This window comes from Hungatella sp. (assembly GCF_046966825.1).
Window position 1 is genome coordinate 1 of sequence record NZ_JBKVCZ010000001.1, and the last position, 20,609, is coordinate 20,609.

19 protein-coding genes and 1 pseudogene are annotated in these 20,609 nt (G+C 49.1%); 14 read left to right on the top strand and 6 right to left on the bottom strand.

Going from position 1 to position 20,609, the window contains the following annotated elements; all coding sequences use genetic code 11:
* On the bottom strand, window positions 1-687 hold a 687-nt coding region (locus ACLTD4_RS00005), incomplete at its 3' end, for a LacI family DNA-binding transcriptional regulator (protein WP_412331071.1).
* Window positions 688-1,189: 502 nt separating this feature from the next.
* Between ACLTD4_RS00005 and ACLTD4_RS00010 the strand changes: the two genes are divergently transcribed.
* Both ACLTD4_RS00010 and ACLTD4_RS00015 read left to right on the top strand, forming a co-directional pair.
* Complete coding sequence (locus tag ACLTD4_RS00010) at window positions 1,190-2,161, top strand: dihydrodipicolinate synthase family protein (RefSeq protein WP_055660073.1); 972 nt, start codon at window positions 1,190-1,192, stop codon at window positions 2,159-2,161.
* Window positions 2,162-2,288: 127 nt separating this feature from the next.
* Window positions 2,289-3,536 (top strand): Nramp family divalent metal transporter, encoded by a 1,248-nt coding sequence (locus ACLTD4_RS00015; RefSeq protein ID WP_055660071.1) that lies wholly within the window; start codon window positions 2,289-2,291, stop codon window positions 3,534-3,536.
* Window positions 3,537-3,638: 102 nt separating this feature from the next.
* Here ACLTD4_RS00015 and ACLTD4_RS00020 read toward each other — a convergent pair whose 3' ends face one another.
* Window positions 3,639-4,949: a sensor histidine kinase gene (locus ACLTD4_RS00020; protein ID WP_055660069.1), complete on the bottom strand. Its 1,311-nt coding sequence runs from the start codon at window positions 4,947-4,949 to the stop codon at window positions 3,639-3,641.
* Window positions 4,946-5,659 (bottom strand): LytR/AlgR family response regulator transcription factor, encoded by a 714-nt coding sequence (locus ACLTD4_RS00025; protein WP_117621874.1) that lies wholly within the window; start codon window positions 5,657-5,659, stop codon window positions 4,946-4,948. The genes ACLTD4_RS00020 and ACLTD4_RS00025 overlap by 4 nt, the downstream gene beginning before the upstream one ends.
* Before the next feature lie 179 nt (window positions 5,660-5,838).
* On the opposite strand from ACLTD4_RS00025, the gene ACLTD4_RS00030 reads away from it, so the two are divergent.
* The gene (locus ACLTD4_RS00030) at window positions 5,839-7,263 is read left to right on the top strand and encodes an APC family permease (RefSeq protein WP_055660067.1); all 1,425 of its coding nucleotides are present in this window, start codon (window positions 5,839-5,841) and stop codon (window positions 7,261-7,263) included.
* A gap of 29 nt (window positions 7,264-7,292) precedes the next feature.
* Window positions 7,293-8,549: a metal-dependent hydrolase family protein gene (locus ACLTD4_RS00035; protein ID WP_055660065.1), complete on the top strand. Its 1,257-nt coding sequence runs from the start codon at window positions 7,293-7,295 to the stop codon at window positions 8,547-8,549.
* 88 nt (window positions 8,550-8,637) lie between these two features.
* On the opposite strand, the gene ACLTD4_RS00040 is transcribed toward ACLTD4_RS00035, so the two are convergent.
* Window positions 8,638-9,441 (bottom strand): alpha/beta hydrolase, encoded by an 804-nt coding sequence (locus ACLTD4_RS00040; RefSeq protein WP_117621875.1) that lies wholly within the window; start codon window positions 9,439-9,441, stop codon window positions 8,638-8,640.
* Window positions 9,442-10,320: 879 nt separating this feature from the next.
* Between ACLTD4_RS00040 and ACLTD4_RS00045 the strand changes: the two genes are divergently transcribed.
* From ACLTD4_RS00045 to atpC, 10 genes and pseudogenes are all read left to right on the top strand, one after another.
* The gene (locus tag ACLTD4_RS00045) at window positions 10,321-10,488 is read left to right on the top strand and encodes a hypothetical protein (protein ID WP_002605338.1); all 168 of its coding nucleotides are present in this window, start codon (window positions 10,321-10,323) and stop codon (window positions 10,486-10,488) included.
* A gap of 9 nt (window positions 10,489-10,497) precedes the next feature.
* Window positions 10,498-11,706 (top strand): RtcB family protein, encoded by a 1,209-nt coding sequence (locus tag ACLTD4_RS00050; RefSeq protein ID WP_117621876.1) that lies wholly within the window; start codon window positions 10,498-10,500, stop codon window positions 11,704-11,706.
* A gap of 512 nt (window positions 11,707-12,218) precedes the next feature.
* The gene (locus ACLTD4_RS00055; protein WP_002605336.1) at window positions 12,219-12,881 is read left to right on the top strand and encodes a F0F1 ATP synthase subunit A; all 663 of its coding nucleotides are present in this window, start codon (window positions 12,219-12,221) and stop codon (window positions 12,879-12,881) included.
* A 53-nt stretch (window positions 12,882-12,934) separates the two neighbouring features.
* Window positions 12,935-13,153 (top strand): ATP synthase F0 subunit C, encoded by a 219-nt coding sequence (atpE, locus tag ACLTD4_RS00060; RefSeq protein ID WP_002605335.1) that lies wholly within the window; start codon window positions 12,935-12,937, stop codon window positions 13,151-13,153.
* 51 nt (window positions 13,154-13,204) lie between these two features.
* A complete protein-coding gene (gene atpF / locus ACLTD4_RS00065) occupies window positions 13,205-13,705 on the top strand; it encodes a F0F1 ATP synthase subunit B (RefSeq protein WP_055660058.1) in 501 nt (166 codons plus the stop codon).
* Window positions 13,686-14,189, top strand: coding sequence for an ATP synthase F1 subunit delta (gene atpH / locus ACLTD4_RS00070; RefSeq protein WP_002605333.1), 504 nt, complete (start codon window positions 13,686-13,688; stop codon window positions 14,187-14,189). Before atpF ends, atpH begins: the two co-directional genes overlap by 20 nt.
* Window positions 14,190-14,194: 5 nt before the next feature.
* Complete coding sequence (atpA, locus tag ACLTD4_RS00075; RefSeq protein ID WP_055660057.1) at window positions 14,195-15,712, top strand: F0F1 ATP synthase subunit alpha; 1,518 nt, start codon at window positions 14,195-14,197, stop codon at window positions 15,710-15,712.
* A gap of 58 nt (window positions 15,713-15,770) precedes the next feature.
* Entirely contained in the window at window positions 15,771-16,670 is a 900-nt protein-coding gene (atpG, locus tag ACLTD4_RS00080) for an ATP synthase F1 subunit gamma (RefSeq protein ID WP_055660055.1), read from the top strand.
* Between the two features lie 112 nt (window positions 16,671-16,782).
* Window positions 16,783-18,111, top strand: a pseudogene (locus ACLTD4_RS00085) (hypothetical protein).
* Between the two features lie 12 nt (window positions 18,112-18,123).
* On the top strand, window positions 18,124-18,540 hold the full coding sequence (atpC, locus tag ACLTD4_RS00090; RefSeq protein ID WP_002605329.1) for an ATP synthase F1 subunit epsilon: 417 nt from the start codon (window positions 18,124-18,126) through the stop codon (window positions 18,538-18,540).
* Between the two features lie 119 nt (window positions 18,541-18,659).
* Here atpC and ACLTD4_RS00095 read toward each other — a convergent pair whose 3' ends face one another.
* Together ACLTD4_RS00095 and ACLTD4_RS00100 are read right to left on the bottom strand one after the other, a co-directional pair.
* The gene (locus ACLTD4_RS00095) at window positions 18,660-19,475 is read right to left on the bottom strand and encodes a GNAT family N-acetyltransferase (protein ID WP_117621877.1); all 816 of its coding nucleotides are present in this window, start codon (window positions 19,473-19,475) and stop codon (window positions 18,660-18,662) included.
* 201 nt (window positions 19,476-19,676) lie between these two features.
* Window positions 19,677-20,486 (bottom strand): ZIP family metal transporter, encoded by an 810-nt coding sequence (locus tag ACLTD4_RS00100; protein WP_117621878.1) that lies wholly within the window; start codon window positions 20,484-20,486, stop codon window positions 19,677-19,679.
* Between the last annotated feature and the right edge of the window lie 123 nt (window positions 20,487-20,609).

Sequence of the window (20,609 nt, forward strand, 5' to 3'; positions counted from 1 at the left end):
ATCTTCTATACACTGATACCCGTATTCAAAATTGTTGCCCGGCATCGGAGAGGTGGCGCAGGTTTCTGTCAGCCCCAGCTCTTCCATGGCCCGGTGATAGCCGTTATAGCGCTCCCGGTAGGGCGCAAGGCTTGTGGTGCCGTTGATCAGGCCGATTTCCCGGCAGCCCCTGGAATAGAGGTATCTGACGGTGTCGTAGCCGCAGGCGTCGTAATCGGCAATGACGCTGCTGATGCTGCCTTCCTGCTTCCGGACGATCTGGGTCACCGCAATGCCTCCGGCGTGGATATCCCGCAGGAGGTGGCCGTTACGCCCTGTACCGGCTATGATAATGCCATCCACGAAACCATTGCGCAGGCGGTTTAAACACTCTTTCTCGATGACCGGGTCATCCTCCGTGTGACAGATGAGCGTCGCATATCCCAGCTTTCGCGATTCCGATTCGATACTCTGGGTAATATCGGCGAACAGCGTCAAATGAAGACGGGGAACGACGACACCGATGGTATGGCGTTTTCCCTGACGCAGTCCCTGGGCAAGAACGTTGGGCTGATAGCTTAATTCCTTCACGGCTGCGAAAATTCGGGCCTTTGTATCCGGATGGACATAGGAAGTATTGTTCAGCGCCCGGGAAACCGTGCTTACATCGACACATGCCAGTCTTGCAACATCTTTTAAAGTAGCCATATGATCAATCCTTTTCCATTTATTTTTGCAGAACATTATATACAATCGTTTGCCTATAATAACAATATAGTACAGATTAAAGCGGATTACAAGCAAAATGCAGGAGAAATACGAAAGAATTACGGGGGAAGATCGAAACCTTCTTTTCTTAAGCGTAACACGTTTCAATTTATTAAAATGACGGTAATATTGCACAAAAACTATGGATATAAACAAAATATACTATACTTTATACAAATATTTGTAGGCTGTATGCAATAAATTGCAGGTCGGGCCATATCTATTGACCGCCGCATTGCGGTATGGTATAAAGGAGCTACAGACATACAAACGATTGCATAAACGAAGCTGAAACACCAGCGCGCGATGGTGAAGTAGATTTCGGGGCAGACCGCTGTGTCAGATGACATTCAAATTGAATAAACAGATTGGAAAAACAGATTAAGTAAGGCAGATTGAATCAAACAGATCAGGCTTATAAAATAAGAAGGAGATTAAAATTATGGCAAAAGTAAAAAATTTTAAAACAGTTTTCCCGGCAGTATCCGTACCTTTAAATGACGACTATACAATCAATGAACCGGAGTTCCGTGCTTACCTCCGTTGGATGAAGACTTTCTATAATAAGGGAATCCAGGGACTGGTGTGCAACGGCCATACAGGTGAGATCACAGGGCTTTCCCGTGCGGAGCGGAAGCGTGTGGTTGAAATCTGCAGCGAGGAATGCGGCGATATTATGACGATCATCTCCGGAATCAACTGCGAGAACACCATAGAATCCATTGAGATGGCAAAGGAAGCAAAGGAAGCCGGAGCGGACGGAATCCTGCTGATGCCTCCTCACATGTGGCTGCGCTTTGGCATGCATGCGGACGCACCGTTTGAGTATGTGAAGGACGTGGCAGAGGGCGCGGATATCGATATCATCATTCACCTCTATCCGGCCACCAGCAAGGCGTTTTATCCGGTTGAGACACTGATTAAAATGTGTAAAGAAATCGACCACGTAAAATGTATCAAGATGGGAACCCGTGTCACCTCCATCTATGAGCATGACGTTCGCCTCCTTCGTCAGGAGTGCCCGGATATCTCTCTGATTACATGCCATGATGAGACACTCTGTGTCAGCTGGTTCCCGGGAATGGACGGCGCCTTAATCGGCTTTGCAGGCTGTGTACCGGAGATCATCTGCCCGGCCCGCGAGGTATTCGCCAATCCGGAAAAGCACACATTAAAAGAGGCCCAGGACTGGTCAGACCGGATCTATCACATTTCACAGGCTATTTACGGCGGCGGCCAGCCATCCGGCGAGGCCCATGCACGGCTGAAAGAGGCTCTCGTACAGCGCGGCATATTCTCCAGCGGCTTAATGCGTAAGCCTGTGCTTCCCCTGAACCAGGAAGAGAAGGACTGGATCGCGCTGGGACTTAAGAACAGCGGCATGGAAAAAGTGGACATGAGCCAGTTTCAGTAATCAATAATGAAATCCAGTAATGAAATCCAGTAATAAAATCCAAATGTAAAATCAGAGAATCGAAAGGATTATAAAAAGGCGGTGCCGGAGGCAGCCGACACCGCCTTTTATCAGGAGAGGTGAGAATATGGGGGAAGAATTTGACCAGACAAAAGTCAAAAAAGCATCAATTCTGGAACTGTTAAAACGTATTGGTCCGGGTATTATTCTGGCGGGGGTCGTAATCGGACCCGGAAACATAACGACATCTGCAATGCTGGGCTCCAACTATGGGTATTCCATGATATGGCTGGTGATTCCCATTGCATTTATGGGAATCACATTTATGCTCACGACATATCGGCTCTCTATGCTTACGGGAATGCCGGTGATCCATGCAATACGGCATTATTATGGAAAGGGGGCGGCAGTGATTGTTGGCATGGCCACATTTTTCTCGTGCCTGTTCTTTACCATGGGGAATATCACAGGATCGGGAGCCGGTATGAACCTCATCTTCGGAATGAACTGGAAGTTGGGCTCTCTTATAATGATAGCTATTATTCTGGTGTGTTATTTTACCAAAGGGGTTTATTCCAAGGTGGAAAAACTGATCACGCTGTGTATTCTGGGAATGATCATCTGCTTTTATGCCACGCTTGCGGCCACGGGCGGACCGGCATGGGGAGAGCTTGGCAGGGGGCTCACCCACTGGAAGATCGCGGATGGCAGCCTTACTACGGCGCTGGCCTACATAAGCACCAATGCGGCCATCACAGCGGGCATTTACGGAACGTATCTGGGCGTTGAAAAGAAGTGGAAAAAAGAAGATTTGTTCAACGGAATCATGCTTGCTGACGCCATCGCCCATGTGGCCGCTGTCATCCTGATATCAGGGGCGATAGTTTTAGTCGGTGCGATAGTACTGCATCCGACAGGAACAGCAATTAAGGCTCCGGCCCAGCTGGGCGATCTGCTGATTCCATTTTTAGGCAAAGCCGCGCCGGTCGTTATGGGCATTGCGCTGCTTGCAGCAGGGTTTTCCTCACTGCTTGGAAATACACAGCGTGGTATGGTGCTGCTTGCCGCCGGAATCGATAAGCCGGTGGGGCTGGAGACGAAGTTTATCCGCTGGGGCTGCCTTCTTTGCATCGCTTTTGCGGCAGTCGTCTGTTACAGCTACGGCGGTTCCCCCACTCAGCTGATCTTCATTGCCAATATTGCAACTGCGATCGCTACGCCGTTTGGCGGATTCTTCGTCTGCCGGCTGATCTTCCGCAAAGACGTTAATGCCGGATTAAAGACTCCGCGGGTACTTCAGATCTGTATGGTGATCAGCTACGCCTTCGCCCTGATCATGACAGGCTCCGCTCTCTGGAAGATGTTCTTTCTGTAATCGTGAGAGGCAGCCTGTGGGATGACGGGAATCTATAATAGAAAACCAGGGCAGAAAAAACAATTCTTGTTTCAGGAAAATTGTTTTCTCTGCCCTGGTTTTTTAGGTACCCAGCAGCATTAACATGACCGTAACGACAAACTCCTTTTCGTTCGGGGTGACCTTCATCTCTCCGTCGTACTTTTCCACCGTCGTGCGAACGTTGGAGAGTCCGATTCCACAGAAATGCTGGCCTTTTTTAACACTTTCATACTGGTTTTCCTTCAGGATGTACTGGCCGTTATAAGAGTTTGTGACCTTAATAATAAGAAAGGACTTCTTAAACAGGATTTCCACGTCAATGAAGCGGTCCTTCGTGTCTCCCTCCATGCGGCAGCAGGCTTCCTGGGCGTTGTCCAGTAAGTTTCCCAGAATAATGCATAAGTCCACGTTGTCGATCGGTAAGTCCGGCGGAACCATGACATTTACTGTCATGCGGATGTTGTTCAGGGAGGCCCGTTCTTTGGCATCGTTCAGCAGGATGCTGATCAAATTGTTCCCAATGTTGACCGTGGAAGACAGGTGTCTGGAATCGGTGTAAATCTCGTCGATGTAATGAAGCGCATCCTGATACTGCTCCAGTTCGATGAAGGATGCGATGCAGTGCAGATGGTTTTTCAGATCGTGGCGCATGGCCGCGACCTCGTGCTGGGACTTTTCCACACTCTTGTAATAATCTTTCTGATGCTCCAGAAGCTTGGACGCCATCAGACTCCGCTCACTTGCCTCGTCGATCATCTCGGTCTTGTCGATCAGATAGAACAGCGCGAAGGACGTACACATGAGAATCCCGGATTCCGATAAATAAAACGGCGCGGTCTGGTTGATGGTCCGCAGATAAAACTGATGTATGACGATAAAGAGGATTCCGGCCGGCGCTAAGTAGGTGATGGCGGAATACAGGTTGTATTTATTGTGGCGGCGCATGCTTCGGAAGTAGATGAACAGCCAGGTAAACAGGATAAATACGACGCAGGCCGCAATCTGTGACAGTGGGCTCTGAATCAGATTGGAAGGGACCGACGGCAGATCCGCGTGCTTTAGCGCCATGAAAAATGTGGAACAGGCCAGCTTGCATGAGTAATGCAGGGTGACAAAGAGGTACGTCACGAGGATCTTAATCTGAAGCGCATCCGCGAAAAAGAGGCAGGCCAGCAGAAGCGTAAACAAAAGATAGTAGGTCCACGCGGAAAACAGCGGCCAGCGGCCGGCATACGTGACAAGCTGAAAAACGAAATACGAAAAAAGCCCCAGGTAATAGTATTTATTGGGGCGGGAGTTGCGCCTTAAGAAGGCGCGGTACATCTGAAACAGAATCAGTGTCTCGGCACATGACAGAATCGTGTCTAGCAGCAGCTGGTAATAGACCGTCATATGATCTGCTCCTCCATATAATCTAAAAATTTCTGATTTACTTCTCTGTGGCGGTGGTGGCTTAAGGGAATCACCTCTCCGTTATCCAGCGTTACGGAATCCTTAAAAATGTTGTGAACGTGCTTCAGGTTCACGATAAAGCTCTTATGGACCCTGAGAAAGCCATGGCCTTCCGTCTGCTCCTCGACGGCACTGATCCGTCCGGTAAAGGTATAGTCGCCCTGTCTGGAGGAGATGTGGATAGACCGGATATCCGATTCAAAATAGAAGATATCTTCCATGGATATGACGGTAGTCCCGCTCTTGCTGGGAAAACGGTAATAAGCCCCCCTCTTTTTATCGATGGAGGCGAATATATTCTTTGTAATTTTCTGAAATTCCGGCTTTGATACCGGCTTGACGATGTAACGGGCCGCATTAATCTTATAGCCCTCGATGGCGTATTCCACAGTTGCCGTCACGATGAGAATGGCCACATTCTGATCCACTTTCCGTATCTTCAGGGCAGTTTCGATCCCATTTAACCGGTCCATCATCATATCGAGGATGATTAAGTCGAACTGTCCTTCCTTTTTATATGCCTGCGCCAGCTCTACTCCGTCGTGGAAGGAGGACAGCTCCAGCGGATAGTGAAATTCAGGTTCTGTCAGATAATCCGTTATTAACTGCAAGTCTGCCGGATTGTCATCACATATTGCAACTTTATACATAAGGCTTCCCCTTTCCGAATCCATCCGCCGATGCGGACAGATTAAAAATAGCTAAATCAGGTGCCGTTTCTGACATGAAAAATGTCTTTTCTGCACAGATAATTGACTATAAAATCATAAGAGTTAAAATGGCATTTGTCAAGTGACACATATACCAAATAAAAGGGGGAATTAATTCTATGGCTGGTTCCAAACAGACAGCTCCGGAAGGAACGGGTATGCAGAAAACCCTATCCATCTGGAACTACTTCACAATAGGTTTCGGCGCGATCATCGGGACGGGCTGGGTGCTCTTGGTTGGTGACTGGATGATTATCGGCGGCGGTCCGATCGCTGCAATGATTGCATTTTTCATCGGCGCGTTATTTCTGCTTCCGATTGGCGCAGTGTTCGGGGAACTGACGGCGGCAATACCGATATCCGGAGGTATCGTCGAGTACGTGGACAGAACCTTCGGCAAAAACGTTTCATACATAACGGGCTGGTTCCTGGCACTTGGAAACGGAATCCTGTGTCCGTGGGAGGCAATCGCAATCTCCACACTGGTTTCTGATATGTTCGGCGATATGCTGCCGTTTCTTCGCTCCGTAAAGCTCTATACGATTATGGGGGCCGATGTGTATCTGTTCCCGACAATCATCGCTCTGGGCTTTGCGTGCTACGTAATCTTCTTAAACTTTAAGGGTGCGAGCTCCGCTGCCAAGCTGCAGGCGTTCTTAACAAAGGCGCTGCTGGGCGGCATGCTTCTGGCCATGGCTATATCCTTTGTAAAAGGCGGTCCGCACAATATTTTACCTGCTTTCGGACAGGTGGATGGTGCCGGTTCCTCTACGAGCGCAACAAACATGTTTGCCGGAATTGTATCCGTCCTTGTCATGACACCGTTCTTCTATGCGGGATTTGATACGATTCCGCAGCAGGCGGAGGAAGCGGCGGAAGGCCTTGACTGGAATAAATTCGGCAAGGTAATCAGCATGGCGCTTTTGGCTGCCGGCGGCTTCTATATGATCTGTATCTATTCCTTCGGAACCATTATTCCGTGGTCCGATTTTGTAAAGAGCTCCGTGCCGGCTCTGGCCTGCTTAAGAGACATCAACATGTTCCTGTATGTCATCATGCTGGTAATCGCAACCCTGGGGCCGATGGGACCGATGAACTCCTTCTATGGCGCCACCAGCCGAATCATGCTGGCCATGGGACGAAAGGGTCAGCTTCCGGAGAAATTTGCTGAAATTGATCCGAAAAGCGGCGCGCCGAAAATGGCCAACATACTTCTTGCATGCTTAACTATAGTCGGACCGTTCCTGGGCAAGAAAATGCTGGTCCCGCTGACCAATGTATCCGCGCTGGCATTTATTTTCTCCTGCACCATGGTGAGTTTCGCCTGTCTTCGTATGAGAACGACGGAACCGGATCTTCCAAGACCGTATAAAGTACCCGGCGGTAAGCTGGGAATCGGAGCCGCCTGTCTGGCCGGTTCCATCATTATTGCATTAATGGTTATCCCGATGAGCCCGGCGGCCTTAAAGCCGGTAGAATGGCTGATCGTAGCAGGCTGGCTGGTAGTTGGCCTCATCTTAAAAATGTTTTCACAGAAAAAATAATATATCTAAAAATTAAAGGAGGTTTTATCATGAAGAAAGAATTAAAAGATACCGCATTTGTCGGCGGACTGCTGATCGATGGTACCGGTGCAGAGCCAATTAAGGATTCCCTGGTTCTGGTAAAAGACGGAAAAGTCGCCTATGCGGGTGCTGGAAAAGAATTTGGTACGGAGTATGAAATCGTAGATGTTTCAGGAAAGACAATTATGCCTGGTTTAATTGATACACATCTGCATTTCTCCGGTAACTTAACGGATGATGACAGTGACTGGGTACTGGAGAGCGTTGAGCAGAAGGCAGTTGTAGCTGTTCAGCAGGCGCATGAATGTCTGGAGACAGGTCTTACCACCGTTGGTGAGATCGGACGTAACGGACTTGCAATCCGTGATATGGTGGAAGCCGGAATCATGGAAGGACCGCGTGTTGTCGGTACAGGACTTGGATTCTGCCGTACAGCAGGCCATGGCGATTCCCATAAGCTCTTAAAAGAGCATAACGATTTAGGCCATCCGTGGGCTGAGCGTATCGACGGACCGTGGGATTTAAGAAAAGCAGTGAGAAGAAGGCTGCGTGACAACCCGGACGCCATCAAGATCTGGGCAACCGGCGGCGGAATCTGGCGCTGGGATCAGAAGCTGGATCAGCATTACTGCATGGAGGAAATCCAGGCAGTTGTAGACGAATGCAATATGGTAGGAATCCCGGTATGGGCTCACTGTGAAGGCTTTGGCGGCGCATTAGACTGTGCAAAGGCCGGCGTTCATCTGATCATCCATGGCCAGGCTTTAAATGACGAGTGTCTCGATATCATGGCGGAAAAAGGCATCTACTTCTGCCCGACGATTCAGTTCTTACATGAGTGGTTCAAGACGTATCCGCCGACATACGTACCGGAAATCCATGACAAGTTCCCGGGCAAGGATGTGGTTGAAAAGGAACTTAACCGTGTTTACGCAAACCTTAGAAGAGCAAAAGACAAGGGTATCGGCTTAACCATCGGTTCCGACTCCTTCTGCTCCAGCCTGACACCATACGGCTATACCGCCATGGGCGAGATGTACTCCTTCGTAGAATGCGCAGGCATCAGCGAGATGGATACCATCGTTGCCGCTACCAAGGTAGGCGCTGAGATGCTGAAGGTTGCAGACGTAACGGGTACTCTGGAAGAAGGCAAGAGCGCTGATTTACTGGTTATCGACGGCAACCCGCTGGAGAATATCAGAAATATCTGCGTGGAGAACATGAAGGTTATCATGAAAGAAGGACGTTTCGTAAAACGCCACTAAATACAGAAACAGAGAGCCCGCAGATTACGGCGGCCGCGTGTGCGGCACCGTATTCTGCGGGCTTTTGCTGTTAGAGGGCTGCCCTGCCTTAAATTCTCTTCTCGATCCAGTGGACCGCATCTCCGATTACTTCATCCCGGCAGTATTCATTAAAGATCTCATGGAAGAGTCCGCCGTAAATTTTCATCTGTTTATCTTTGGACGGTGCCGCAGCAAAGAAATCATAAGTATCTTTTACACTTACAAGTCCGTCTTTTTCTCCGTGAAGCATGAGGACCGGATAGGTAAAGTCCTTGACAGCGCCGTTAAACCAGTCGAGACCGCCGCAGATGGCGTAGCACAGGCCTGTGGTAAAGGTCTTTGTGTTATAGGGATCCTTTCCGTACCAGTCTACGACCTCGGCTACGGAGCAGACGCCTGCGCCCAGCTCATTGGGAAGCAGGGTGTGCGGATCCAAGTCCTTCGGAACGCCGGTAATCAGGCCGCCGTTGTCCTTCGTCAGAGCGCCGCTGGTGATCAGGCCGCGCAGCTTCTTATCCGGATACTTTGCGCCGTATAGCGCAACGGTAAACCCACCCATACTGTGGCCAATTAAGAAGACCGGCAGATCGGGATTTTCTGCAATAGCCATGTCCACGATTACATTGGTATCATCCAGAAGTTCGTTAAAGTCTTCATAATACGTGCGCTCCCCTTCGGAACGGCCATGCCCCCTGTGGTCGAACCTGTATGTAGCGATGCCTGCCTGATGGAAAAGATCTGCGAGATAATCGTACCGCCCCTGGTGCTCGCAGAGTCCATGTACAATAACGGCAGCGGCTCTTGCCTGTTCCGGCACTTCTCTGTTAAAGTAAAGCTTTGTTCCGTCAAATGAAGAAATCATTTCTCCCATAAGAAACCTCCTTAATATTAGTTGAAAATTCTGTTTTTGCTATGCATCCATCATACCATAAATGTCAGGTTCGTGAAAGACCTCATTCCAATTCCGGGCGCATGACAAAATACACTGGGGCGCTCTGCACATCCGCTGGAGGCTTCAACATTCAGAAGTGGGGGAGTCTGCTTCTGAATGTTGAACTGTAATAGGAATCCTTACATAATCCTTACACTTCCAGTCATACCCTTGCATTCCATAACCTTCCATGATAGAGTATTCGAAGAGCCATAATGGTGAGGAATACTGTAATCGAAAGAAAAGAGAAAGGAGGACCTGCGATGAGACGCGGCTATTCATTCTTTATACAAAACCAGTTTATACAGTCACAAAATATAATACAGCTGCATACAGATGATATCATACGGTTTCAACCGACAGCCGACAGGCTTAGTCTTAAAATGGTCCATCCTGATCGTTCGCCAATAGGAGGCGAAGAAATCACCTGATGTCCAACCGGAGGAATGTGAAGAGTCCTTAGTGAACTCTACAAAAATCCAGGCGGGAGCATAGGGATTACAGGAAGTATTTGATATCCGGCTGCCTAAAATAACTGGATTTTAGCGGCAGGATCAGAGAACGAGATAAGGACAGAAATATTTAAAGACGTTGGGAGAGCCGGAAGGCTCTTTTTTTGTTTCATAGAAAATTCGTCCTACGAAACAAAAACCTTCGGGGGACAGCGTACCCCGCTTTATCGGGTATGCGCACTTCGCGCTAAGGAAATATGGCCGCTTTAGCGGCCGCGTTCCGGTGCGAGAGTCCGGATCGCCGGACTCTTTATTCATCTATATTCATAAAAAACAGATTAATATATAAATTTCAGGAGGGATTACAATGAGACAGGTCAAAGAAGAAGTATGTCTTTACTATATGGGCTTTGGCATATGCGCCAGAGGGCTTCATGCAGATAAAAAGGGATGCTGCGCCGGATGCAGCCAGTATAAAGCATCGGGCGTTAAAATCGGTAAAAAAAGCAAGGTGGTAACGGGAAAGAGGGCATAGAGGAAACGAATGAAAACGGTAAAAGGTAAATTCAATGAGGCCATTGTCTATACCGATGTGGTAGAAGATATGGCGCTCCAGCAGATTAAACAGTTATGCGACATGGAATTCGCGGCGGACGCCAGAATCCGGATTATGCCGGATGTCCACGCCGGCGCCGGCTGTACGATCGGTACGACCATGACGATCCATGACAGGGTGGTGCCGAATCTCGTTGGGGTGGATATCGGATGCGGGATGGAGACAGTCCGTATCCGGGAGCGCCGGCTCGACCTAAAGAGGCTGGACACGCTGATTCAGGAGCGGATTCCGGCCGGGTTCCTGGTGAGGGAGAAGACCCATCCCTATTACGGTGAGGTTGATTTAACGGAGCTTAAATGCCTGGAGCAAGGCGCTGTCAATCTGGAACGCGCGGAGAAAAGCATGGGCACCCTTGGGGGCGGCAATCACTTTATAGAGGCGGATCAGGATGAGGACGGTAATATTTATCTTGTTATCCATTCGGGAAGCCGTCATCTGGGGCTGGAGACGGCCGGTTTTTATCAGAATCTGGCGTATAAGAGCTTAAAGGAGCCGTCACGTGAAACCATTAATCAGATGATCGAATCGTACAAGGCCCAGGGGCGGCAGGGAGAGATTGAGGCAGCTGTCAAGGCGCTGCATGCGTCCGGTGAGACCACGGTTCCCAGGGAGCTGGCGTACGTAAGCGGTCAGCAGATGGAGGACTACATTCACGATATGAAGCTGGTCCAGCACTTCGCCCTTTTAAACAGAAAGGCCATGATGGATGAGATTGTAAGCGGAATGGGCCTGACTGTGGAGGAAAGCTTTACGACGATTCATAACTACATCGATACGAAAGCCATGATTCTGAGAAAAGGAGCCGTATCCGCACGAAATGGAGAAAAACTTCTCATCCCCATCAACATGAAGGAAGGGAGCCTGATCTGTGTGGGAAAGGGCAATGAGGAGTGGAACTGGTCCGCGCCTCACGGCGCTGGTCGTCTGATGAGCCGGAGAGCGGCGAAAAAGGCGTTTACAGTGGCAGAGTTCGAACAGGAGATGAAGGGAATCTATACGACATCGGTGGGCGCAGAAACTCTGGACGAGTGTCCCATGGCTTACAAGGCCATGGATGATATTGTGAAGTACATCGATTCCACGGTAAAAATTCTTCAGGTGATAAAACCAATTTATAACTTCAAAGCAGGTGAATAAGCTATTTAATAGGAAGAGTTTTTCGGAAATATTATAAAAAACATAGATGAGCCATTTGTAAGTTTTGATGGTCAAAATAATAGGCTGTCCCATGGGGATAGCCTTTTTATCTATCATTTGCAGAATATTAACTTAACGTTTAGGTAGTAATGACGATGGAAATAAAAAACACAAAAAAAACACGGTCAAAATTCACAAAATACTGAAATGATTTTTGGTATAAAATTAAGAAAATTAGGGTTCAAATTAATAAAGTTCATAATTCCTTCATATTTTCCTTAAAAATTTAATAAGAATTTCAGAAATAACTCCGGGAAAATTGTTCCAAATGTTCAAACAATTAGTCTCATTAACGATTTGTTAAGAAGCGGCGGAAAAGTTGACAATTGTTGCAGATGCAAGTATGATACACGGTATACTTAATGTACAAATATCAGTACAAGTATTATAATAGTATTAGAGAGTCTTGAAGAAAGGAAGTGAGCATTACGGAGGATTTAGCAGAGAGGTTAATGGAAGAACTTAACTGCGAAACGGTATTTACCATTCCGGTATTTGGTGGAATTCCTATCGCTGAATCCGTAGTGGTGTCGTGGATTATCATGGCGGTGCTGACCATACTTTCCATCTGCCTGGTGAGAAATTTAAAGGTGGAGAATCCTGGGAAGAAGCAGCTGGCGCTGGAAGTGGCAATCGGCGGCATTTACAAATTCTTTGATGATCTGGTTGGAGAAGAAGGGCGCAGATATATCCCGTATCTGATATCCATAGCCATCTACATCGGCGTTGCGAATCTGATCGGTTTAATCGGCTTCAAACCACCAACCAAGGACTTGAATGCGACTGCGGCACTTGCCCTTATGAGCATCGTATTGATTGAATATGCGGGCTTCCATAAGAAGGGACTTAAGGGATGGGTAAAAAGCTTTGCAGAACCGGTAGCGATTATCGCTCCGATCAATATTCTGGAAATCTTTATTAAACCGTTGTCTTTATGTATGCGTCTTTTTGGCAACGTGCTTGGTTCGTTTGTAGTCATGGAGCTGATTAAGCAGCTCGTAGCGCCAATCATACCGATTCCGTTCAGCATGTATTTTGACATCTTTGACGGACTCATTCAGGCGTATGTATTCGTATTCTTAACTGCCCTCTTTATCAAAGAAGCAGTGGAGTAACCAAAGTGTTGGAGTAATCAAAACAATTAAAAAGAGAAAAGGAGATATTTATTATGTTAACAGCTATTGGTGCAGGTATCGCAGTTTTAACAGGTGTAGGTGCAGGTGTAGGTATTGGTCTGGCAACTTCAAAGGCAGTAGACGCAATCGCAAGACAGCCTGAGGCAGAAGGCAAGATCAGCAAGGCTTTATTACTTGGTTGTGCTCTTGCAGAGGCAACTGCTATTTACGGTTTCGTTATCGCTCTGTTAATCATCTTATTCTTAAAATAATGCCTGACAGACGGAAAGTTAAGAATATAGATAGAAAGGCAGGCGAATTCGATGTTACGTTTGGATTTTAACCTTGTGTGGAACATCGTCAATGTCATCGTCCTGTATCTTCTGCTCAAGCATTTCCTGATTAAACCGGTGATGGATATCATGAATAAACGCCAGGCTATGGTGGATCAAAGCATCACAAATGCGAGGGCATCCGAGTCCCAGGCGTCCGAGCTTAAAAGCCGGTATGAAGAGAAGCTGGCGGCGTCGGCGGAAGAAGGAAAGAAGCTTGTGGAAGAGGCAAAGGCAGAGGCGAAGACTGTACAGGAGCGCATGATAAAAGAAGCCGGAGAGCAGGCGGACAGAATTATCGAAAATGCCCACAAGACGGCGAATGCGGACCAGGAAAAGGCAATGAGGGAAGCGGAAGCGCAGATTGCAGGTCTGGTACTTGCAGCAGCGGCAAAGGTTGTGCAGGGCGAGATGGACGATAGGAAGAACCAGGCACTCTACGACCAGTATATAGCAGAAGCAGGTGATTCTCATGACGCAGGCAGCAAATAATTACGGACAGGTGCTTTACGAATTGAAGGTTCCAAAGGAAATGGTGGAAGAAGCGGAGGTGCTGTTTCGCGAGGTTCCCCAGCTTAAGGAAGCCCTCGTAAGCCCTGTGGTGAAAAAAAGCGAAAAAAACCGCGTCATTGACCGGGTATTTCCAGCAGAGCTGAGGAATTTTCTTAAGGTGCTCTGTGGACATCAGGACATGGGCGAGGTCGAAGATGTATTCGAAGCGTACCATGCCTATGCATGCGAACAGGAAGGCAGTCTGCGAGCAACGTTGTATTATGTGACGGAGCCGGACGCAGAGCAGCTTAAGAAAATTAAGCAGATGCTGATGAAGAAATACCAGAAACAGGATGTGGAACTCCGCCTTGTTAAGGATTCCAGTCTGGGCGGAGGATTTGTGATCCGCACCGGCGATATGGAGACAGACTGGAGTATAAAAGGACGTATGAAACAGTTAGAGCAAATATTGATGCGGAGGTGAGAAGCGTGGGTTCAATCAATTCAGATGAGATTATCTCCATCTTAAGAAGCGAGATTGAAGATTATGACGTACATGCAAGAGACCAGGAGGTCGGCACGGTCATCGGAATCGGTGACGGAATCGCGACGATTTATGGAATTGACCACGCCATGTACGGCGAGATCGTTATCTTTGATAACGGTGTAAAAGGTATGGTACAGGATATCAGACGGGACGACATCGGTTGTATCCTGTTTGGTTCAGATAGAGAGATTAAAGAGGGATGCAAGGTTACGAGAACAAAGAAACGTGCCGGTATCCCGGTTGGCGACGCTTATATAGGAAGAGTTGTCAACGCATTGGGTGCAGCAATCGACGGGAAAGGTGACATCAAGTCCGACGATTACCGCCCGATCGAGAATGAGGCGCCTGGTATCATTGACAGAAAGAGCGTTTCGGTGCCTATGGAGACGGGAATCCTGGCAATTGACTCCATGTTCCCCATCGGCCGCGGCCAGCGTGAGCTGATCATCGGCGACCGTCAGACCGGTAAAACCTCGATTGCCATCGATGCCATTTTAAATCAGAAGGGCAAAGATACGATCTGCATCTACGTGGCGGTAGGCCAGAAGGCTTCCACCGTTGCGAAGATGGTCAATACATTAAGCCAGTATGGAGCCATGGATTATACCATCGTTCTGTCCTCGACAGCCAGTGAACCGGCTCCGCTTCAGTATATCGCTCCCTATTCCGGAACGGCGCTGGCAGAGTACTTCATGTATCAGGGAAAAGATGTGCTGATCGTTTACGACGATTTGTCGAAACATGCGGTTGCTTACCGTGCGCTGTCTTTACTCCTTGAGCGTTCCCCGGGACGTGAGGCATATCCGGGCGACGTGTTCTATCTGCATTCCAGGCTTCTGGAGAGATCCAGCAGACTGAGTGAGGAAAAGGGCGGCGGTTCCATTACGGCGCTGCCGATTATTGAGACACAGGCCGGAGATGTTTCGGCATATATTCCGACAAACGTTATCTCCATCACGGACGGACAGATATTCCTGGAGAGTGACTTATTCTTCTCCGGTATGAGACCTGCGGTCAACGTGGGACTTTCCGTATCCCGTGTCGGCGGCGCAGCTCAGACAAAGGCCATGAAGAAGGCGGCAGGAAGCCTTCGTATCGACCTGGCCCAGTGCCGTGAGATGGAAGTATTTACCCAGTTCAGTTCGGACCTCGATCCGGCGACGAAGGAGATGATCCAGTATGGCAAGGGACTGACAGAGATGTTAAAGCAGCCGCTCTGCCATCCGATGAGCTTACACGATCAGGTCATCAGCCTGGTAGCCGCTAATAACCGGCTTCTTCTCGATGTGGAAGTGTCAAAGATCAAGGGTTTCCAGAAGGAAATGCTGGCATTCTTTGAGCAGAAGCATCCGGAAATTGTGAAGGAGATCGAGGAGAAGAAAGTTCTTTCCGACGAGCTGAAGCAGAGCATTTTAGACGGCGTGAAAGAATTTAAACAGAACACGATGGCGTCATTTTGAGTTGATCTGCAAACTCGAAATGTGGACTGAAACAAATAAACAGAAGCAGGTGTAAGATATGGCAAATGCGAGAGAGATACAAAGCAGGATGAACAGTATCAGGAGTACGATGAAGATTACGAATGCGATGTATACGATTTCCTCGTCAAAGCTTAAAAAGGCCAGAAAAAACTTAACCGATACAGAACCCTATTTCTATGCGCTCCAGAGGACCATTTCCCGAATTGTCAGGCATACACCGGAGATAGAGGACCCTTATTTCGATACGAGGCCGCAGATTAAGCCGGAAGACAAGAAGATCGGGTATATCGTGGTAACCGCGGACAAAGGCCTTGCGGGCGCATACAATCACAACGTATTCAAGCTGGTACAGGAACAGATCGACAAGGGAGGAAATCCCATGCTGTTCGTGGTCGGTGAGCTGGGCCAGCAGTATTTTGTGAGAAAGGGGATTCCGGTAGAACAGGATTTCCGGTATACGGTGCAAAACCCGAATATGAGCCGGGCGAGGATCATTGAGGAGAAAATCGTGGATTATTTCCTGTCCGGGAAACTGGATGAGGTATACATGATTTACACCAGAATGGTCAATGCAATGAAGATGGAGGCCGAGATTACGCAGCTTTTACCGCTTCCGAAGTCTAATTTCAGCGTGCCCCAGGGCATACCGATCGACATCCATCTGGAGGAAATCACGATGAAGCCATCGCCCAAGGCGGTGATCGATGCCATCGTACCTAACTATATAGCCGGATTTATCTATGGCGGTCTGGTGGAATCCTACTCCAGCGAGCAGAATTCCAGAATGATGGCCATGCAGGCTGCCACGAAGAGTGCGCAGGATATGCTGGATGAACTGGCAATCACCTATAACCGGGTCCGCCAGGCTGCCATTACCCAGGAGATCACCGAGGTAATCAGCGGAGCCAAGGCCCAAAAAAAGAAGAAGAAAAAATAACAGAGAGGAGGAGTCCTCACAACTGTGAGAAACAGATTATGAATAAAGGAAAAATCGTGCAGGTTTTAGGGCCTGTTGTAGACGTAGAGTTCGAGGAAGGCGTGGAGCTGCCGTGCATTAAGGACGCCCTTGAGGTAGATAATGACGGAAAACGCTGCGTAATGGAAGTTTCCCAGCATCTGGGAAATAATACCGTTCGCTGCATTATGCTTGCTTCCAGCGAAGGACTCTGCAGAGATATGGAAGTAACGGCCACCGGTTCGGGAATCAGGGTTCCTGTCGGCGAGCAGACACTGGGACGCCTTTTTAACGTCCTGGGTGAGACGATTGACAACGGCGAACCGTTAAAGGAAGGCGAGAAATGGGTCATCCACAGGGATCCGCCGTCATTTGAGGAACAGAGCCCGGTAGCGGAGATCCTGGAGACGGGAATCAAGGTTATTGACCTTCTGGCCCCCTATGCAAAGGGTGGAAAGATCGGTCTGTTTGGAGGCGCCGGTGTAGGTAAGACGGTCCTCATTCAGGAGCTGATTCATAACATTGCGACAGAGCATGGCGGATATTCCATCTTTACCGGTGTTGGAGAGCGTTCCCGTGAAGGAAATGACTTATGGACCGAGATGGGAGAGTCCGGCGTTATCGAGAAAACGGCCCTGGTATTCGGTCAGATGAATGAGCCGCCGGGAGCCCGTATGCGTGTAGCGGAGACGGGACTTACCATGGCGGAATACTTCCGTGATCAGGAGCATAAAAACGTGCTGCTGTTCATCGACAACATCTTCCGTTTCGTTCAGGCCGGTTCCGAGGTGTCCGCGCTGCTCGGACGTATGCCGTCCGCTGTTGGCTGCCGACACTGGCCACGGAAATGGGCGAGTTACAGGAAAGAATTACCTCCACCAAGAACGGTTCTGTTACTTCGGTTCAGGCGGTTTACGTGCCGGCCGATGACTTGACGGATCCGGCTCCGGCGACCACCTTTGCCCATCTGGATGCGACGACGGTTCTTTCGAGAAAGATCGTGGAACAGGGTATTTACCCGGCGGTTGATCCGCTGGAATCCAACTCCCGTATTTTGGAACCGGATGTGGTAGGCGAGGAACACTATGAGGTGGCCAGAATGGTTCAGGAGACACTTCAGAAATACAGAGAGCTTCAGGACATCATCGCAATCCTCGGAATGGAGGAGCTGGGCGATGAGGATAAGACCACAGTAAACCGTGCCAGAAAGATCCAGAAATTCTTATCACAGCCATTCTCCGTGGCGGAGAACTTCACCGGCGTTGCCGGAAAGTACGTTCCTTTGAAGGAGACGGTGCGCGGCTTTAAGGCCATCGTAGAAGGTGAGATGGACCAGTATCCGGAGGCGGCGTTCTTTAACGTGGGAACGATCGACGAGGTAATCGAGAAGGCGAAGACATTAGGAGCCGAGGAAGGCAGATAGAGGTGAGGGCCTGTGAGCGCAAATACATTTTTTCTGCAGATCATTGCAACTGACAAGGTGTTCTTCAAGGGACCGTGCCAGAAGCTCATCATCCCCCTGTTAGACGGAGAAAAAGAGGTTCTGCCGCACCATGAGGACATGGTAATTGCAGTTACGATCGGCGAGATGAGACTGATGAATGAAAGCGGCGAATGGATTAACGGCGTGGTAGGCGATGGTTTTGTACAGATTATCAACAACCGTGTCACCCTTCTGGTGGATACTGCGGAACGTCCTGAGGATATTGACGAGAGGCGTGCCGAGGAGGCCAGGGAGAGGGCCGAGGAGCAGCTCAGACAGAGTAAGAGCATCCAGGAACATTCGCATTTCGAGGCGTCGCTGGCGAGGTCGCTGGCGAGGCTGAGGCTGAAGCATAAGTATGAGATTTAATAAATAGAGAAAGCTTCTGCAAAGGCACCGGGCAAACGTAATGTTTGACGGGCGGTGCTTTTGCGGAAGCTTTTTCTATACCCGGCAGCAGCCGGGCGGCATGCATCTTCTCTTATTTCTCAATGGGGATCAATACTTTTAATACTTCTTACCATAGCATATTGCCCCAGTTCCTTAAAACCGATCTTGCGGTAGATGGTGCCGGCCTCCGGGTTATCATAGAAGAGGCAGAGGAATCTCATGCCGTCCGCCAGACAGTCCCGGCATAAACGGTTTACCAGCCGGGTGGCGTATCCGCGGCCTCTGTATTCGGGCAGAGTCGCAACGCTGACGACCATGGCCGACATGGAGTTTTCGGCTGAGGTTCCGGCTACGGCTGCAAGCGTCCCATCTTCAAAGACCCCGTACATCCGGCCTTCGTTGGCCATGGAACTTAAGATATCTTCCTGGTTTTCAGCCTCCGTCTTACTCCGCATGGAGAAGAATTCATCGATCTGTTTTAACAGTGCGTAGATAGCATCAATATCATCAGGGACAAGGCGTCTTGCTGGAAAAGCGGGATCATCGGGGCTGGCCGGCCGGTCAAGCCTTGCCAGATACGTGGGAACCAGCTCAAGACCCTTTAAAAGCGGTATCAGAGGCTCAATCAGTTCCCGCTTCCCGCTTAAATTGCGCATCTGGAATCCGGAGAGAAATCCGGCGACTTCAGCTTTATTGTAATCTGCGGTATGGCTGTAGAACAGGAAATTGTTCCTGTAATCCAGAATAACGTAGGGGAGTGTTCCCCCTGTCCAGGTGTCGGCCGTGTATACGGAGACGTTTTCCGACTCCAGACCGTAGTTTTCCAAATCCCCGATCAGGAAGAGGTTGAATTCCGGTTCCAGAAGGGCATAAGCCATGGCGTCGTTAAAATGTGAAGCAGTAAGTTTTTTCATAAATAAATTCTCCCTCCTCAGACTGAATGTCAGATGCAAACAGAACGTGATGGTATCAGTATAGCAGAGAAGGAAAAAATTTCCAAGTGGCAGGATTTACGAAAGAAGGTAAGTAAAAAGAAGCGAAACGGTCCATAACAAAAACCGTTTCGCTTCTTTTCATATAAACAACATCGTATAAATATCATCTCATAAATGTTATCACCCAAGTGCCACATCCAGTATCATCATAATGACAAATCCCCCCATAACGCCCAGTGTACCGGCGTTGGAGTGTTCACCTAAATGAGCTTCGGGAATCAGTTCTTCCACTACGACATAGAGCATGGCGCCTGCGGCAAAGGAGAGCAGCCAGGGCATCAGAGGCTCGATGGCGCCTGCCACCAGCACCGTGAGGATACCGAAGATGGGTTCTACGATACCTGACATACTGCCGCGGAAGAATGCCTTACCGGTGGAAAGACCTTCCTGGCGCAATGGAAGGGAGATTGCCGCACCTTCCGGGAAATTCTGAATACCGATACCGATGGCGAGAGCCATGGCCGCGGTGTAGAGCGCCGGATCGTTGCCATGCTGTGCGGCCAATGCGAAGGACAGGCCGACCGCCATGCCCTCCGGTATGTTGTGAAGCGTAACCGCCATGACTAACAGGGTGGTCCGTTTCCAGCTGGAGGACACGCCCTCCGCCTCGTTGCAGCCCGGATTACTGCAGTCCGGGTGAAGGTGGGGGAGATAGGTATCGAGGGCGATCAGGAAGAACACGCCCAGTAAAAAGCCTCCGGCGGCAGGTATCCAGCCGATACCACCGTTTAAGGAAGCTTCCTCAATGGCAGGAATCAGCAGTGACCATACGGAAGCCGCCACCATAACTCCGGCTGCGAATCCCAGAAAAATTCTCTGTACAGATGCATTGACTTCTTTGCGAAAGAAAAAAACTACAGACGCGCCCAGCGTGGTCATTAAAAATGTAAAGCCAGTCCCGCCGGCCGCCCATAATAAAGATGTTCCCATAATAAAACCTCCTTTCAGTTTCTGAGTTAGCAATTTCTAACCCTATTCAGTATACCATATGACTGCCGACTGTGCAATGGAGGGAGGATACGAAAGTAAAGGCAGAACTGTTCCAACTATTCA

Bases quoted from the DNA above. Each gene is read 5' to 3' on its own strand.
- ACLTD4_RS00010 (WP_055660073.1), top strand. From the start codon at position 1,190: ATGGCAAAAGTAAAAAATTTTAAAACAGTTTTCCCGGCAGTATCCGTA.
- ACLTD4_RS00015 (WP_055660071.1), top strand. From the start codon at position 2,289: ATGGGGGAAGAATTTGACCAGACAAAAGTCAAAAAAGCATCAATTCTG.
- ACLTD4_RS00020 (WP_055660069.1), bottom strand. From the start codon at position 4,949: ATGACGGTCTATTACCAGCTGCTGCTAGACACGATTCTGTCATGTGCC.
- ACLTD4_RS00025 (WP_117621874.1), bottom strand. From the start codon at position 5,659: ATGTATAAAGTTGCAATATGTGATGACAATCCGGCAGACTTGCAGTTA.
- ACLTD4_RS00030 (WP_055660067.1), top strand. From the start codon at position 5,839: ATGGCTGGTTCCAAACAGACAGCTCCGGAAGGAACGGGTATGCAGAAA.
- ACLTD4_RS00035 (WP_055660065.1), top strand. From the start codon at position 7,293: ATGAAGAAAGAATTAAAAGATACCGCATTTGTCGGCGGACTGCTGATC.
- ACLTD4_RS00040 (WP_117621875.1), bottom strand. From the start codon at position 9,441: ATGGGAGAAATGATTTCTTCATTTGACGGAACAAAGCTTTACTTTAAC.
- ACLTD4_RS00045 (WP_002605338.1), top strand. From the start codon at position 10,321: ATGAGACAGGTCAAAGAAGAAGTATGTCTTTACTATATGGGCTTTGGC.
- ACLTD4_RS00050 (WP_117621876.1), top strand. From the start codon at position 10,498: ATGAAAACGGTAAAAGGTAAATTCAATGAGGCCATTGTCTATACCGAT.
- ACLTD4_RS00055 (WP_002605336.1), top strand. From the start codon at position 12,219: ATGGAAGAACTTAACTGCGAAACGGTATTTACCATTCCGGTATTTGGT.
- atpE (WP_002605335.1), top strand. From the start codon at position 12,935: ATGTTAACAGCTATTGGTGCAGGTATCGCAGTTTTAACAGGTGTAGGT.
- atpF (WP_055660058.1), top strand. From the start codon at position 13,205: ATGTTACGTTTGGATTTTAACCTTGTGTGGAACATCGTCAATGTCATC.
- atpH (WP_002605333.1), top strand. From the start codon at position 13,686: ATGACGCAGGCAGCAAATAATTACGGACAGGTGCTTTACGAATTGAAG.
- atpG (WP_055660055.1), top strand. From the start codon at position 15,771: ATGGCAAATGCGAGAGAGATACAAAGCAGGATGAACAGTATCAGGAGT.
- ACLTD4_RS00095 (WP_117621877.1), bottom strand. From the start codon at position 19,475: ATGAAAAAACTTACTGCTTCACATTTTAACGACGCCATGGCTTATGCC.
- ACLTD4_RS00100 (WP_117621878.1), bottom strand. From the start codon at position 20,486: ATGGGAACATCTTTATTATGGGCGGCCGGCGGGACTGGCTTTACATTT.